General features: G+C 40.2%; 15 protein-coding genes. 5 read left to right on the top strand and 10 right to left on the bottom strand.

Annotated features, from left to right (window positions below; translation table 11 throughout):
• Nucleotides 1-2 precede the first annotated feature (2 nt).
• The 5 genes from KR50_RS07470 to KR50_RS07450 all read right to left on the bottom strand — a co-directional run bounded on the left by KR50_RS07470 (nt 3) and on the right by KR50_RS07450 (nt 5,178).
• Nucleotides 3-1,016, bottom strand: coding sequence for an ABC transporter ATP-binding protein (locus KR50_RS07470; protein ID WP_052476884.1), 1,014 nt, complete (start codon nt 1,014-1,016; stop codon nt 3-5).
• The gene (locus KR50_RS07465) at nt 1,013-2,041 is read right to left on the bottom strand and encodes an ABC transporter ATP-binding protein (protein WP_041056881.1); all 1,029 of its coding nucleotides are present in this window, start codon (nt 2,039-2,041) and stop codon (nt 1,013-1,015) included. Before KR50_RS07465 ends, KR50_RS07470 begins: the two co-directional genes overlap by 4 nt.
• Before the next feature lie 480 nt (nt 2,042-2,521).
• Nucleotides 2,522-3,763 (bottom strand): beta-ketoacyl-ACP synthase II, encoded by a 1,242-nt coding sequence (fabF, locus tag KR50_RS07460; RefSeq protein ID WP_041056879.1) that lies wholly within the window; start codon nt 3,761-3,763, stop codon nt 2,522-2,524.
• Between the two features lie 55 nt (nt 3,764-3,818).
• On the bottom strand, nt 3,819-4,754 hold the full coding sequence (locus KR50_RS07455) for a beta-ketoacyl-ACP synthase III (protein ID WP_041056877.1): 936 nt from the start codon (nt 4,752-4,754) through the stop codon (nt 3,819-3,821).
• 235 nt (nt 4,755-4,989) lie between these two features.
• On the bottom strand, nt 4,990-5,178 hold the full coding sequence (locus KR50_RS07450) for a ComZ family protein (protein WP_041056875.1): 189 nt from the start codon (nt 5,176-5,178) through the stop codon (nt 4,990-4,992).
• 206 nt (nt 5,179-5,384) lie between these two features.
• Here KR50_RS07450 and KR50_RS07445 point away from each other — a divergent pair, with 206 nt between their 5' ends.
• Entirely contained in the window at nt 5,385-5,567 is a 183-nt protein-coding gene (locus tag KR50_RS07445) for a YjzD family protein (RefSeq protein WP_041056873.1), read from the top strand.
• A 30-nt stretch (nt 5,568-5,597) separates the two neighbouring features.
• On the opposite strand, the gene clpB is transcribed toward KR50_RS07445, so the two are convergent.
• Nucleotides 5,598-8,183 (bottom strand): ATP-dependent chaperone ClpB, encoded by a 2,586-nt coding sequence (gene clpB, locus KR50_RS07440; RefSeq protein WP_041056870.1) that lies wholly within the window; start codon nt 8,181-8,183, stop codon nt 5,598-5,600.
• Nucleotides 8,184-8,332: 149 nt separating this feature from the next.
• Here clpB and KR50_RS07435 point away from each other — a divergent pair, with 149 nt between their 5' ends.
• Nucleotides 8,333-9,169, top strand: a complete 837-nt coding sequence (locus tag KR50_RS07435) for an undecaprenyl-diphosphate phosphatase (protein ID WP_041056867.1) — start codon at nt 8,333-8,335, stop codon at nt 9,167-9,169.
• 50 nt (nt 9,170-9,219) lie between these two features.
• Here the strand turns inward: KR50_RS07435 and KR50_RS07430 are convergent, their stop codons facing one another.
• Both KR50_RS07430 and KR50_RS07425 read right to left on the bottom strand, forming a co-directional pair.
• Nucleotides 9,220-9,528: a metal-sulfur cluster assembly factor gene (locus KR50_RS07430; RefSeq protein ID WP_041056865.1), complete on the bottom strand. Its 309-nt coding sequence runs from the start codon at nt 9,526-9,528 to the stop codon at nt 9,220-9,222.
• 73 nt (nt 9,529-9,601) lie between these two features.
• Nucleotides 9,602-10,369 (bottom strand): alpha/beta fold hydrolase, encoded by a 768-nt coding sequence (locus KR50_RS07425; protein ID WP_041056863.1) that lies wholly within the window; start codon nt 10,367-10,369, stop codon nt 9,602-9,604.
• A 183-nt stretch (nt 10,370-10,552) separates the two neighbouring features.
• Here KR50_RS07425 and KR50_RS07420 point away from each other — a divergent pair, with 183 nt between their 5' ends.
• The gene (locus KR50_RS07420; protein WP_041056861.1) at nt 10,553-11,362 is read left to right on the top strand and encodes a Cof-type HAD-IIB family hydrolase; all 810 of its coding nucleotides are present in this window, start codon (nt 10,553-10,555) and stop codon (nt 11,360-11,362) included.
• A 149-nt stretch (nt 11,363-11,511) separates the two neighbouring features.
• On the opposite strand, the gene KR50_RS07415 is transcribed toward KR50_RS07420, so the two are convergent.
• A complete protein-coding gene (locus tag KR50_RS07415; RefSeq protein WP_041058116.1) occupies nt 11,512-12,330 on the bottom strand; it encodes a YitT family protein in 819 nt (272 codons plus the stop codon).
• Between the two features lie 199 nt (nt 12,331-12,529).
• On the opposite strand from KR50_RS07415, the gene KR50_RS07410 reads away from it, so the two are divergent.
• The gene (locus KR50_RS07410; RefSeq protein ID WP_041056859.1) at nt 12,530-13,402 is read left to right on the top strand and encodes a DegV family protein; all 873 of its coding nucleotides are present in this window, start codon (nt 12,530-12,532) and stop codon (nt 13,400-13,402) included.
• Nucleotides 13,403-13,412: 10 nt separating this feature from the next.
• Nucleotides 13,413-14,774 carry a CoA-disulfide reductase gene (locus KR50_RS07405; protein ID WP_041056857.1) on the top strand — a complete coding sequence of 454 codons (1,362 nt, stop codon included), beginning with the start codon at nt 13,413-13,415 and terminating at the stop codon, nt 14,772-14,774.
• Between the two features lie 191 nt (nt 14,775-14,965).
• On the opposite strand, the gene KR50_RS07400 is transcribed toward KR50_RS07405, so the two are convergent.
• On the bottom strand, nt 14,966-16,000 hold the full coding sequence (locus KR50_RS07400; protein ID WP_041056855.1) for a LacI family DNA-binding transcriptional regulator: 1,035 nt from the start codon (nt 15,998-16,000) through the stop codon (nt 14,966-14,968).
• Between the last annotated feature and the right edge of the window lie 51 nt (nt 16,001-16,051).

Genomic DNA, 16,051 nt, shown 5'->3' with positions numbered 1-16,051 from the left:
GTTTAATAGAGAATACACGCTACGTGGTGACCAGGTTTCACCTCCTTTAAAGCAGGCTTGATTTTCGAGCACTCTTCTTTTGCCATCGGGCATCTGGTGTGAAACGGACAGCCGCTTGGCGGATTCTGAGGGCTTGGCACGTCACCCTGAAGAACAATCCGATTCTTCCTTTTTTTCGGATCTGTTTCCGGAATAGCAGAAATTAAGGCTTGAGTGTACGGATGCAAAGGTTCTGCATACAAACTTTCATTTGTCGCAATTTCGACCAGATTCCCGAGATACATTACTCCGATTCTGTCACTCATATGTTTAACAACACTTAAATCGTGAGCAATAAATAAGTAGGTAAGATCAAATTCCCCTTGAAGTTCCTTTAAAAGATTAAGTACCTGAGATTGTACAGATACATCGAGAGCAGAAACTGGTTCATCTGCAATAATCAGCTTTGGTTTTAACGCAAGTGCCCTTGCGATGCCAATTCGCTGTCTTTGACCGCCGGAAAACTCATGACCATACTTATGATAAGCCTCCGGAGGCAGTCCCACTCTTGAAAGAAGGTCAAGCACTTCTTCCTTTAATTCCTTTTTACTCATTTTCTTAAAATTCTTAAGCGGTTCAGAAACGATATCACCCACGCTTTGAGTTGGGTTCAGAGATGCATAAGGATCCTGAAAAACCATTTGAAAATCCTGGCGTGCTCTCCGCAGTTCTGATCCACTTATATTTGTAATGTCTTTGCCTCCAAAAAGGATTTTTCCATCTGTAGGCTTTAACAGCCGAAGGATCGTTCTTCCAGTAGTTGATTTACCGCACCCGGACTCACCTACTAAACCAAGTGTTTCTCCCTTCTTGATTTGAAAAGACAAATCATCTACAGCTTTTACATGAGCAATCGTACGCTTTAAAAACCCGCCTTTAACAGGGTAATAGGTTTTTAAGTTTTGTATATCCAGTAAGGTTTCTTTATCCGTCCCTTTTTTCTGAATTGACCCTTTTTTTGTCTCTATCTTGTTCATCTTCCACCGACCCTTTCCAAAGGTTTGCTGTTTTCATAAAGCAAACACGCTACCTCATGATCAACATCATCTTCGAGAAGCTCCGGTGTCACCGTAATGCATTCCGGCATGGCTTTCGGGCATCGATTAGCGAATCGGCAGCCCACCTGTGGCATATCTTTAATAGATGGCACCAGCCCTTCAATTGTATCGAGTACTTCTTTTCTCTCATCCATTTTTGGAATGGCTCCCATTAATAGCTGGGTATATGGATGCTTTGGTTCTTCAAAAAGTTTAACGACATCTGTGCGTTCCACAATTTTTCCTGCATACATGACAATAACTTCATCACAGATTTCTGAGACGACGCCTAAATCATGTGTGATCATAATAATGGACATATTATTAACTTTCTGTATGTCTTTTAGAAGTTCAAGTATCTGTGCCTGAACGGTTACATCGAGTGCAGTTGTAGGTTCATCTGCTATTAATAGCTTTGGCTGACAGGCAATAGCCATGGAGATCATAACTCTTTGCCGCATTCCGCCGGATAACTGGTGAGGATATTCATCAACTATTTTTTCGGGACGTGGAATCCCTACGCTTTTAAGAAGGGCAATACTTTTTTGCCTGGCTTCTTTTTTATTTATATTTTCGTGATTTAACAGCACTTCGTTTAGTTGATAGCCGATTGTGAAAACCGGGTTTAAGGCTGTCATTGGCTCCTGGAAAATCATCGAGATATCTTTCCCTCGGATTTTATTCATTTCCCGTTCTGAAAGCTTGTTGATATTTTTGCCATCAAATGTAATTTCACCACCGCGAACCTTTCCAATTCCCTGCGGCAGTAGCTGCATTATGGACAAGGACATGACACTTTTACCACAGCCTGACTCACCGACTATTCCGACAATTTTGCTCCGATCGACTTTGAAAGAAACTTTTTCAACAGCATTGTAGTAATCTTTGCCGATTTTAAAGCCTGTTTGAAGGTCTTTCACTTCAAGAAGTGGTGTTTCGTTTTGTCCTGATAATTGTCTAGCCATCTAAACACCTCTAATAATTTCTTATTTTCAATCAATTTATATTATTTGTATAAAATACTATTACAAATAGATTACATTTTCAACTTATTTTTGCTAATTTTCTAATAATTATTTTAAAATTTAATTCAAAACCCTTGATATTGCTGGTTTTCCAACTCTTAAAAAAAAATAAAAAAAATATAATTCTATTAATCTTTAACATTTACACAGGCATATTGCCTTTTCAAATTGCATATATTTATTAGATTGTATTATATTACGATAGGTTGAATGAATATACAATATAATATTATCAATTAACCATAAGGAATTGAACATTTACTTTCGGAAGTTTATATTAGTATCTTTTAATTTAAAATTAGCGTAAGGAATTTTATCCATGAAAAAGAGCTTGAGACAATTGTCTCAAGCTCTCACCTCATACGAATGATATATTATGCTTTATTAAAATATTTTTAGATATGTCTCATTTTCTTTTTGCTATTCATCGTAAGATTTAAAAACAATCGTGGCATTATGTCCGCCAAAGCCGAGTGAATTGCTCATTGCTGCTTTAATATCAGCTTTCCTTGAAACATTAGCTACATAATCCAAATCACATTCTGGATCCGGATTTTCTAGATTAATGGTTGGTGGAAGAATCTTATCCTTAAGAGCAAGGACAGTGAAAATTGCCTCCACTCCTCCTGCGGCACCCAGTAAATGGCCAGTCATGGATTTAGTAGAACTGACCGCAAGTTGTTTTGCATGATCCGAAAAGACTTCTTTAATAGCCATTGTTTCATATTTATCGTTATATGGAGTGCTTGTACCGTGTGCATTTATATAGCCTACTTCACCAGGTTTGATCCCTGCATCATCGAGTGCCTGCTGCATAGCACGAACACCGCCTTCTCCTCCTGGTGCCGGGGCTGTAATATGGTACGCGTCCCCTGTAGAACCGTATCCTACAATTTCAGCATAAATGGGTGCATTGCGAGCAAGGGCATGCTCCAGTTCTTCAAGTACTAAAATCCCTGCTCCTTCACCCATCACAAATCCATCCCGTTCTTTATCAAATGGACGGCTTGCTTTTGAAACGTCTTTATTTAATGTCAGGGCAGTATTTGCAATAAAACCTGCCATTGCCATTTGGGAAATAGGTGCTTCAGATCCGCCAGTAATCATTGCATCTGCATCTCCGCGTTGAATCACTTTAAATGCATCTCCAATGGAGTTTGTCCCGCTCGCACAAGCAGTTACCGTACATGAATTCATCCCTTTTGCACCTAGAGCTATGGAAACCTGCCCGGCTGCCATATCAGGAATCATCATTGGAACGAAAAATGGACTAACTCTTCGATAGCCTCTGTTAAGAAACGTTTCAAATTGCTTTTCAAATGTTTCCATTCCGCCTATCCCTGATCCAATCCACACTCCGATTCGGTTTGCATTTGTTTCATTGATCTCTAAATTGGCATCTTTAACGGCCATCTGTGATGATACAACGGCATAATGAGTAAACCGGTCCATTTTCCGTGCATCTTTTTTCTCCATATAGTCTTCAATGTTAAAATCTTTTAATTCACCCACTGCTGTAGCAGGAAAATCATCTTTATTTAATCTTGTTAGCTCACCGATTCCGGATTGACCATTTTTAATATTATTCCATGAGGTTTCTACGTTGTTTCCAACAGGCGAAACCATCCCCAGACCAGTCACAACCACACGACGTTTAGACATTCTTTGTCAGCTCCTCAATCAATCTTTGTAATTTATTTTTTATAACATGATTGTATTATTTTCCCCAGCGGATCGCAATTGCTCCCCAGGTTAAACCTCCGCCAAACCCGACCATTACAAGTAGATCATTCTCTTTTATCTTCCCATTTTCCAGATCTTCTACAAGAGAGATCGGAATCGATGCTGCTGATGTATTTCCGTATTTATGGACCGTTTTTGACATTTTTTCGATCGGAAGCTCTAGTCGCTGCCTGGCAGCTTCCATAATCCGTATATTTGCCTGATGCGGAATTAAATAGTCGACGTCTTCTTTAGCCAAACCTGCCTTTTCTAAAACATTTATACAGGACTCGCCCATTTGCCGAACCGCAAATTTAAATACTTCTCTCCCATTCATTACAAGACCGTCTGCGCCCTGGTATAAATGATCTCCACCAGAACCGTCTGAACCAAGCTCGAAGGAAAGAATTCCTTTGTCTCCTTCTACAGGCCCAAGAACCATTGCACCGGCGCCATCACCGAATAGAACGGCTGTATTTCGGTCGTCCCAATTTGTGATTTTCGTTAATTTTTCAACCCCTACTACCAAGACGTGCTTATAATCCCCATTTTCAATAAATTGCTTAGCTGTAATCATTCCGTACATAAAGCCGGCACATGCGGCTGATACATCCATTGCGGCAGCTTTTTTTGCTCCAAGTTTGTCCTGGAGCATGCAAGCTACTGTTGGAAATGGCTGATCTGGTGTCACCGTTGCCACTAAAATCATATCTAGATCCTCAGCTTTTACATTCGCATGATCAAGCGCTTTAACAGCAGCACCATAAGCCATATCGGAAGTATCCACATCGTCGCCTGCATATCTTCTTTCTTCTATTCCTGTTCTGGTTCGTATCCATTCATCTGATGTATCCATCTTTTTCTCAAGGTCAAAATTAGTTACAACATGATCAGGTATATATCTGCCAATTCCCCAAGCCCCTGCACGCATAATCATTCCTTCTTTCTATTGGATTCATTCGTTAATCCAGTGTCTATTATCTATTATTATGACTTGGTCCTAATAATATATCAGTTTATACATTTTTTCAAGAACCCGGTTTCTGTATCTTTATAATAGTCATTCTCTTCTTAGCAGAACAGTGCAAAATAAAGGCCAGCTGCAAAGACTGACCAGCCCCTTATTATTCACAGGACTGGACAAATTGCAGCTGGCTTTTTTTCGTTTATTTACTTTGATTAGCTTCGTTTTTACCTAATTCATAAGCATCATTCATTGCTTTCGCGAATAATCCCATAAAAGGCTGTAAAGATGCTACTGAAACCTCAATCCCTGCCTGTTCCATTCTTTCTTTCGCTTCTGGAAGATACTTCATTGCAATCTGCATAAATTCCATTGTTTTATCATTGGACATTTTATTCACTCCTTATGAATGGTCTTGACCGTTTTTTCTTTAATGCCACATTTATTTTATCGCAAAAGAAAGAATTATTCCATTCCTGCCCTTATAATGTCCTTATTCACGAGATTGTCATTTATTTTATTGTGTATTATGGTACTATTAAGAGAAGGCTTATTTTAAATGAAAGCGATACATATTGATGAAATGAGGTGACGTTAATGTCATACCTATGGACCTTTATATGGACATTTCTTTTAATCCACATGGCAACATACGTAGTAAGTTCAATGAATGGAGCAGCGTATGAATTTGTAACAGCGACAATTCTTGCTGTTATTACGACCGCTGCACTATTTGTGATTGGAACGATTATTCCAAAGCCTCATACTGAGCAGCATTAATAAAAAAGATCCCCCTCGAGGGATCTTTTTTTACTGAATTTTTATCTTGTCATTTTCAAGCACTAATCTGACTTTTTGATGGGGCTCGATTGTTCCTTTAATTAATTCTTTTGCCAGCAGTGTTTCAATTTCTTTTTGAATATACCGCTTTAATGGACGAGCTCCAAATAAAGCATCATATGCACTGTTAGCAATATATGCAGCTACATCTTCTGATACATTCAGCTCGATATGCTGCTCTTGAAGGCGCCTGCTTACTTCTTGTACCATCTTTTTCACGATGCCAATCATATGCTCAGTGCCCAATGGATTAAAAAGGACAATATCATCAATTCGATTGAGCAGCTCCGGTCTAAAGTGCTTTCTTAACTCACCCAGCACTTTCTTTTTTACCCCTTCATCTTCATTTGGAGATTTTTCTGTCATATAAACGGACCCTATATTGGAAGTCATAATGATAATCGTATTTCTAAAATCAACGGTCCTTCCTTTTGAATCCGTTATTCTTCCTTCATCCAGCATTTGCAGTAAGATATTAAACACCTCGGGATGCGCCTTCTCAATTTCATCCAATAAGATGACTGAGTAAGGCTTTCTTCTTACAGCTTCAGTCAGCTGACCGCCTTCTTCATACCCCACATACCCTGGAGGTGCACCGATTAACCGGGATACAGCATGCTTTTCCATGTATTCAGACATATCTATTCTGATCATATGATGCTCACTATCAAACAAGGTTTGTGCCAACGTTTTAGCTAGTTCAGTTTTCCCCACCCCTGTTGGACCCATAAATATAAATGATCCAATCGGTCTATTAGGGTCTTTAATCCCTGCTCTTGCCCTCAATACTGCTTCCGTTACAGATAAAACTGCCTCTTTCTGACCGATCACACGCTCAGTTAAAATCTCTTCAAGCCGCAGAAGTTTTTGTCTTTCCCCTTCCATAAGCCGGTCTACAGGAATACCAGTCCATCTCGCAACGATATCGGCAATTTCTTCTTCTGTTACTTCTTCCCTTAATAACCTGTCATTCTTTTCTTGACTGGACACTTTTTCCTCTAAGACTAAAAGCTCTTTTTCAGCACTAGGAATTTTCCCATGCTTAAGTTCTGCTGCAAGTGATAAGTTATACTCACCTTCTGCCTCATCCAATTCCCTTCTAAGCTTTTCTAATTCTTCCCGTTTTTGCTGGATAATAAGCAGGGATTGCTTTTCTGCCTCCCATTTAGAGCGCATGGCGTCACTTTGCTCTTTCAAGTTAGCCAGCTCTTCCCTCAGGATCTTCAGCCTCTCATTGCTCACTTTGTCGTTTTCTTTTGATAAAGCAGCTTCTTCTATTTCAAGCTGCATCACACGTCTTGTGGATTCGTCCAGCTCTGAAGGCATTGAATCAATTTCTGTACGGATCATCGCACATGCCTCATCCATTAAATCAATAGCTTTGTCAGGAAGAAAACGATCTGTAATGTACCTGTTTGAAAGAGCAACCGCAGACACAAGAGCGCGGTCATGAATATTCACTCCATGATGAATCTCAAATCGTTCTTTCAATCCGCGAAGAATGGAAATGGAATCTTCTTCGTTCGGCTCCTGTACCAGCACTTGCTGAAAACGCCGTTCAAGAGCAGGGTCTTTTTCAATGTATTGGCGGTGTTCATTTAATGTTGTTGCCCCAATGCAATGAATCTCTCCTCTTGCAAGCATGGGCTTCAGCATATTCCCGGCATCCATTGCCCCTTCTGTTTTTCCAGCTCCAACGATGGTGTGAAGTTCATCGATAAATAAAAGAATTCTTCCCTCACTATTTTTAACTTCGGCTAAAACAGCTTTTAGCCTCTCTTCAAATTCTCCCCTGAATTTAGCTCCTGCTACCAGGGCACTCATATCAAGCTCAAATACGGTTTTATCCTTCAGCCCCTCTGGTACATCCTTTCGAACGATTCGTTGAGCCAAACCTTCTACAATTGCGGTTTTCCCAACACCTGGTTCACCTATAAGCACAGGGTTATTTTTCGTTTTGCGTGATAAAATCCGGATCACATGACGTATTTCAGCATCCCGGCCAATCACGGGATCCATTTTTCCTTTACGGACTTCTTCTACAAGATCTCTTCCGTATTTTGATAGTGCCTGATATGTTGTTTCAGGATTTTGAGATGTCACTCTTCTTCCTCCTCTAATGGCAACTATTGCTTCTTTTACAATTTCGTACGTTATGTTTTGAGCTGATAAAAAGATTACGGTTGAATTAGAGCTAAGTTTCATTAAAGAAAGAATAAGATGCTCTACTGCTATAAAGTCATCGTTAAAAGATAACTGCTCTTCTTCAGCTTTGTTGAACCAGGTGATGACTTCATTCGATAAGTGCTTGCCCAGTTGGTTAATGTCACCGTTTACGGTTGGAAACGAAAGCACTTTTTCATTTATTCGCTTTAATAAGTTTTCAGGTGAGGCGCCTGCTTTTAAAAAAACAGGTGCTAAAAGCCCATCAGAATCCGACAGCATAGATAAGAGGATATGTTCCACTTCTATAGTAGAGTGGCGGAATTGTATTGCTTTTTCTTTTGCCTGAACAAGGGCATCCTGAACTTTGAACGTTAGTTTTTCACTTTTCATCTTTTCACCTCTTTGACCTTTATTGACCTTTGATTGTATCGTATCACTCTATTCATAAAATTGTAAAGAAAATTGCCTTTACTTGGATTTGTTTAGATGGTTAAATGAACAAGAGTGTTTTTCAGGAACGAACTTAAATGGAGGTCATTATGGAATTAGAACAGGTTTATGTACTATTAAAATATTTATTTTTAGGGTTATTTCAAGGGTTCACTGAGCCCATTCCTATATCATCAAGCGGACACTTACTGCTTGCTCAGCATTTTTTAGGTGTTGAATTAGAGGGTGGAGAAGGCGGAGCATTTACGTTTGAACTGCTGGTTAATTCAGCTTCTCTTATAGCCGTACTGCTGATTTATAAAGAAGATATCATGCGATTGACAGTAAGAGGACTAGGCTACATAAAAACGAAGGATCCTGCAGATAAAAAAGAGTTTGATTTTATCATCTATCTGCTTATCGGGACGATCCCAGCAGGTGTTATCGGAGTTTTGCTTGGTGATTATATTGCAGAAGCAAGTGTGTCGATTGTAGCAGGAACACTGATGATTACAGGTATTGCGCTGTTTATGATCCGCAACCTTCGCGGAAACCGCGGAGAAGGCGGCATGACAGTAAAAGATGCGATCATCATCGGTCTTGCACAAGCCGTTGCGTTAATCCCTGGTATAAGCCGCAGCGGTGCGACAATCGTCGCTGCAATGGCAAGGGGGATTCATCAGGAAACAGCATTACGCTATTCCTTTTTACTCTTTATCCCTGTCAGTCTAGGCGGTATGATTTTAAGTGTTTCTGACCTTTTAAGCAATGACGCATTTGCTGATCTATGGATCCCTTATCTGCTTGCATTTGCAGGTTCGCTTGTCGCTTCGTATTTTTCTTTAAAATGGTTTATGAATATTATGGCTAAAGGAAACCTGATTTATTTTGCCGTGTACTGCATAGTGGTTGGACCCATTATTTTTCTTGTCCTTTTCCTGCAGTAATAACAAAAGGAGGATGCGCACAACGCGCATCCTCCTTTATATTGACTGCATCACGTAATGCCTAATGCAATCTTCGCATAACGTGACATATTGTCTTTGCTCCATGCAGGAGTCCAGACGATGTTGACATCGACTTCCCCAACTTCGGGTATGTCAGCCAGCGCAGCTTTAACCTGATCAACAATGACAGGTGCCAACGGACAACCCATAGAAGTAAGTGTCATTTTAACTTCCGTCTTCCCCTCTTCTTCCTGCATAACATCATATACTAAACCAAGGTTTACAATATCAATGCCAAGCTCCGGGTCAATGACTTCTTCCAAAGCACCCATCACGCTGTCTTTAAGATCTTGATCCATATCTCTCACTCCTCATGCGTTTATGATCTACTCTTATCATAGCAGACTCTTTCACTTAGTGAAAATATTTCGTTTAAAGGCGGCGTTGAAACCATTTTGTAGTTTCAAGCAATGCCTTTCGCGAAACCTTATGCCCTGCTTGTTCCTCCGATATAAATCGAAGATCATCAGGATTATCTTTATAAGATGGATAAATCGTTTTAAAAAATGCATACGTAGGTTCAAAAGGGACGACTGTGTCCTGTTTACCATGCCAGAACAGTAAAGGACGCCTGTTTACTTTCTCAGGATTAAGACTCAAATCATAACTGGTCAGCACACTCAACTGCTCTTCAATTTCTTCATCTGTCATAGGCAGCGTTAAGCCATTTCTTTTAAATTGATTTAATTGGGCTTTAGCAAAACCAACATACGTTGGTGAACCCATGAGACTTACAGCCGTTTTGACCCAATCATATTGTGTTAATGCGCCAAGTGTAATGATGCCGCCCATTGAAGAGCCTGCAAGTCCGATCCGCCCATCAGAGACAAGACCTTTATCTGTGTAATAATCCTTTAAAACCTGAAGCTCATCTATTGTTTGGATCACCATATGCCAAAAACGGGTACTTAACACCATATCATCAAGTCCCTCCTGACGTTCACCATGCAATGATACATCGGGCAGCAAAACCCGGTAGCCTTTTTCTGCGAGTAAGTAAGCAAAGTGCAGATTATGCTCTTTCGCGCTTGTAAATCCATGTATAAAGATAATGGTCGGCAGCGGAGAAGACAATTCCGTCTGCTTAGCTACATGCAATAAGGGAATGTCATTCACCATGTCTTTTTGTATTAAAATCATATAAAATTGTTCCTCCCACTGTTTCAATGTACTCATTTTATCCTATCATGACAGCCATTATATGACATGTATTTTGCCCAATCGGATTTTCTCATTCGAAATCCTTTCAATAAGTGATACACTATTTTGGGCAAGCTATAGATTAATCACTAATCACTATGTTGTTAAAGGAGCACGACCGAAATGGAAAAACACCTGATCGTTTTAGACCTTGACGGAACATTGCTTACAGATGACAAGACGATATCTGAAAAAACAAAAAGAACTTTATTCAAAGCAAAAGAACAGGGCCATGAAATTATGATTGCTACAGGCCGGCCTTATAGAGCAAGCGAATCCTACTACAAAGAACTTGAACTGACTTCTCCTATCGTAAATTTTAATGGCGCATTTGTTCACCATCCATTAAATGAAGAATGGGGTTTTCATCACGATCCAATGGATTTAAATGTCGTAAAAGAGATTGTGGAAGCCTGTCAGGATTTCAACTACCACAATATTATTGCAGAAATTCTGGATGATGTTTATCTGCATTATCATGATGAAAAACTGCTTGATATTTTTGGGTTCGGCAATCCCTCTATACAAACCGGTGACCTTAGGACCTATCTTCCAGACAGCCCTACAAGCCTTCTGATTCATGCTGATGAAAAGCATGTTCAGGACATTCGCAGCCATTTAAGTCATGTTCATGCGGAAGTGATCGATCACCGCAGATGGGGAGCTCCATGGCATGTGATAGAAATCGTTAAAAAAGGCTTGAATAAAGCAGTAGGAATAAAAAAAGTGTCTGATTCACTGCAGATTCCTAAAAGTAGAATTATTGCTTTTGGAGATGAGGACAATGATTTAGAGATGCTTGAATACGCAGGCACCGGAGTTGCGATGGAAAATGGCATTAACTCCGTTCAAAACATCGCAAATGAAATGACTGCCTCTAACAATAATGACGGCATCGCTTTATTTTTACAGCAAAAGCTGAATCTGGCATAATCCATAATAGCGCTTATAAATCGCTTTTTAATAGCATCTAGAAAAATGGATCAGCATAAGATCGTTTCTATCAAATCAAATTAGGAACCCTTTCACGAATGTGTGTCTCATTCGCAAAAGGGTTCCTTTTTTATTGCTTAGGATTAATTTTACTCTTCTTTCCTGAAAAACCCGAAAACACCGGCAGTCTGCAAAACATTGGTAAACGCATGTGGATCCACTTTGTGGATAATCCGTTCGAGTTCAAAAAGTTCATAGCGGGTGATAACAATGATCAGCATTTCCTTATGTTCATCTGTGAATGCACCTCTTGCCGGCACAATCGTAATCCCTCTGACTAATTTATCATGTATGGCCTGTTTAACTTCACTTGTTTTCTTTGTAACGATCATAGCCGTCAGCTTTTCATGCCGTGTATGAATGGCATCAATCATCCGGGTTGAAACATAAAGGGTAACAAGGGTGTAAAGCCCCTCTTCCCAGCCAAAGATCATACTTGCCGCCAAAATAATTCCTGCATTCATAGTAAAAAAGTAAATGCCCACTGGTTTATCATTTAACCGGGACAAAATCATCGCAATGATATCCATACCTCCTGTAGACGCTCCCCATTTAAGGGTAAACCCTACACCAGTTCCTGCGATAACTCCTCCAAATACAGCATTTAACAAGATATCTGGCGAGACCTCCACGACTGGTATAATCGACAGAAAGATTGTTGTAAACGCTACTGAAACCAAGCTGTAGATCGTGAACATCTTCCCGACTCTCAGCCACCCCAAAATGATTGCTGGAATATTTAAGAGTAAGAGTAAAATTCCTGTTGAGATAAAAAAGGGTGTAAAGTCGGCTAAAATATTTGATATAAGCTGCGCAAGTCCAGTAAACCCGCTTGCGAATACATTTGCAGGAATAAGAAACAGATTTAATGACACAGCATTTAATGCAGCACCTATGATGACAATCATTATTTTTCTTATTTCCAGCCAAAGTGTTTCATTTGATACTTTTGACAGTTTAAAGGATTCCTTTGAATTCTCCAATCTGTTCCCTCCTTTTTATATTCTTTTATACACATAACCTAATTTATATCATCCTACACCTATCATTGTAAAATGAAGCCGGTATCGATAAACTATAGCTATAAACAGTAAAAGGATGATGAATATGAGTTTACAAATATTTGCTGATAGCGCATCGGATCTCCCTTTGGATTATTTCAAGGATAATAATGTTACTTTGCTTCCTCTTCGCGTACATATTGGGGAAGAGGAATACGATGATTTAGTAACGATTAGTTCAAAACAAGTATTTGATGAAATCCGCAATGGCAAACACCCTAAGACCTCACAGGCGAGCCCGAAATATATGGAGGAAGTATTTGCTGAGCTGGCACAATCAGGAAATCAGGGACTATATATCGCATTTTCTTCAGAACTGTCCGGTACATATCAGACTGCCGTTATGGTCAGAGAGCAAATGAAAGAAGAATATCCTGCATTTGATTTGGTTATTATAGACTCTAAGTCTGCCTCTCTCGGCTATGGCTTATGCGTGCAGCGAGCAGTGGAATTAGCCGGTCAAGGTATGTCTCGTGACGAAATTGTTAATGAAACAGAATTCTACTGTCAGCACATGGAACACCTCTTCACTGTTGAAGATCTGGATTACCTTGCAAAAGGCGGCCGTGTAACAAAAGCTTCTGCATTTATAGGCGGTTTATTAAATATTAAACCTTTGCTTCATGTTGAAGGCGGAAAACTTGTTCCACTTGAAAAACTAAGAGGCAAAAAGAAGCTATTAAAACGGATTATAGAAGTAATGAAAGAAAGAGGAGCAGGATTAGATCAGCAAGTAATCGGCATCAGTCACGGCGATGATGAAGCACTGGCAGAAGAAATGAAAGCCATGATCAAGGAGGAATTTGGCTCAAATTCCTTTTATATTGGAATAATCGGTTCTGTTGTAGGGGCACATGCAGGCCCGGGTACACTTGCGATCTTCTTTTTAAATAAATTGCCAGATTCCATTTCAGAATAGGGAGGAAAATATGAAAAAGAAGATCGTTGTGATCGGTGGTGTTGCAGGAGGAGCAACCTTTTCCTCTCAGCTTCGAATGCTTGATGAGGAAGCTGAAATAGTTGTTATTGAAAAGTCAGGAACGATGTCTTTTGCCAATTGCGGCTTACCATATTACCTTGGCGGCTATATACAGGATCGTGACCAGCTGATTGCGGCCACCCCCGAATCCTTTCAAAAAGAACGGAATATTGAAGTAAGAGTAAGACACGAAGCAGTTCATATCGACCGAAATCAAAAAGAAGTCAGGATACTCGACCACATAGGCAATACCCAGTATTCCGAATCCTATGATTCTTTGCTATTATCGCCTGGCGTGATTCCTGTTATACCCGAAATTGAAGGCCTTTCACATGCAAATTGCTTTTCCCTGAGGGCATTTGAAGACATGCTTAAAATTGAGGAACAGATTGAAGCAAAGCAGTTTAAGAGCGTGTGCATTGTTGGTGGTGGATTTATCGGGCTTGAGATGGCAGATAATTTAAAAAAACGCGGCATGAATGTTCATCTGATTCAGCGCTCAAAACATGTATTAAGCGTGTTAGACAAGGATATGTCAGAAATAATAGAAGAAGAGTTAGTCAAGCAAGAAATTGATTTACACACAGATACAACGATTCAAAAAATTGAAGAAGATGGCTGTACACTGCATCTAACAAATGGTCAAGTCATTACAGCTGACTTTCTTATCCTCTCTGTCGGAGTTAAACCAAACCGCTACCTGGCAGAACAGGCCGGTCTTGATATTGGCGTTACAGGCGGCGTAAAAGTGAACGAATTTATGCAGACCAGTGATCCAGCTATATACGCTGTAGGCGATGTAATTGAAACCTTTGATTTTATAACAAAACAGCCTAAACGGGTACCGCTTGCCTGGGTAACTCACAGACAGGCATACCTTGCAGCGCGACATGTAACCGGGCATCCAGTTCCCTATAAAGGATCGCTTGGCACATCCATTTGCAAAGTATTCACCCTTCATGCTGCCTCTCTTGGTTTAAATGAAGAACACTTGAAAGAAAGCGGATTGTCCTATGAAACCGTAGTGCAAGAATCAAACCAGCATGCAGGTTATTATCCAGGAGCTGCTCCGTTAAAGCTGAAAGTACATTTTTCTCCTGAAGACGGAAAAATTTATGGCGCCCAAGCTGTAGGTAAGGACGGGGTGGATAAACGAATGGATGTGATGGCTGCAGCTATTACCGGAGGATTAACAGTAACAGATTTGCAGGAAATTGAAATAGCCTATGCTCCTCCATTTTCTTCTCCAAAGGATCCGATAAACATGATCGGGTACAAAGCTTTAAAGAAGCTGAATAAGCAGGCACACTGAATAAAGTACATGTCTAACAATCGTGTAAGTTCAGTTTGAAGGGGCAAAATTTGAACCTCTTTCCTTCGTACGAAAAATGATGTGGAATTATTATCAAAACAAACAAACCTTGTCGATCCCTATGCTGCCCGGCCATTACAAGGCAGGGTTTTCAGCAGGATAGACAAGGTCTCTTTTTACTTGCTCGCATATTACTTGTGCACTGGTGCTTCAGTCGAGAAACGTTTAACAATTTCATGCTCGATAATTACACGCTTCACAGGTACCTCCGGGTTCTTCAATCGCTCAATCAGATGCTTCGAAGCATTGTAGCCTAAATTGAATATATTGATATCCACAGATGATAAAGGCGGTCTTGCCATCTCAGATGTTAAGACATTATTAAAACTCAGAATCGAAATATCCTCCGGGACTGAGATTCCTAATTCATTTAATGTATTCAATACACCTAAAGCCATTAGGTCATCTGCTACGACAAGAGCAGTAGGGCGTTCCATTAAAGGAAGTTCCATCAGTTCGCACACAGCGTCCTGACCTCCTTCTAACAGAAAGCTCTGATGAAGAATATAATCTTCTCTGTACGGCAGAGATGCTTGTGTAAGGGCATTTTCGTACCCCGTCAGCCGTTCCACCGTAACGACTAGATTCTCATCCCCGCCTATAAATGAAATCCTCTCGTGACCTAATTCGATAAGAAAATCAGTAGCATCCTTGGCAGCTTGAGCGTTATCGTTATCAACATGTGTAATCTCTTCAACAAAATTAAATGGTTTGCCAATCATGACAAAAGGAAAATTTCGTTCTCTTAAGTACATGAGAATTCGATCTTCAACCTTCGAGTACAAAAGGATGACCCCATCCACTCTTCCTCCCTGTACCATTTGAACAACGCCGTTATAAATCTCTTCTTCGTTCTGCCCCGTCACAAGCTGAAGGGCGTATTGATTTTCGTGCGCCCCTTCGCTTAATCCCCGCAATACGGTAGGGAAAAATGGGTTTTGAAAAAAGACATCAGAAGATCCTGGAGTAACTAGACCAATAACCTGTGTAGACTGATTAGCCAGGCTGCGTGCGATGAAATTAGGATGATAGCCAAGTTCCTTCATAGCCTCGCGGACCTTTTCCTTTGTTCTATCACTTATTCTTGGATTATTAGCGATCACCCTTGACACTGTTGAGGGTGCGACGTTTGCATACTTGGCAACATCTTTTATCGTTATTGACATAAAACCACCCCTATCTGATTACGCTTACAATTATTCACCAAGAAGAGCCGG

The sequence above is a fragment of the Jeotgalibacillus campisalis genome (genome assembly GCF_000829515.1).
In the GTDB taxonomy this organism is placed as follows: Bacteria; Bacillota; Bacilli; order Bacillales; family Jeotgalibacillaceae; genus Jeotgalibacillus; species Jeotgalibacillus campisalis.
This window is presented reverse-complemented; position numbering and strand designations above follow the sequence as displayed.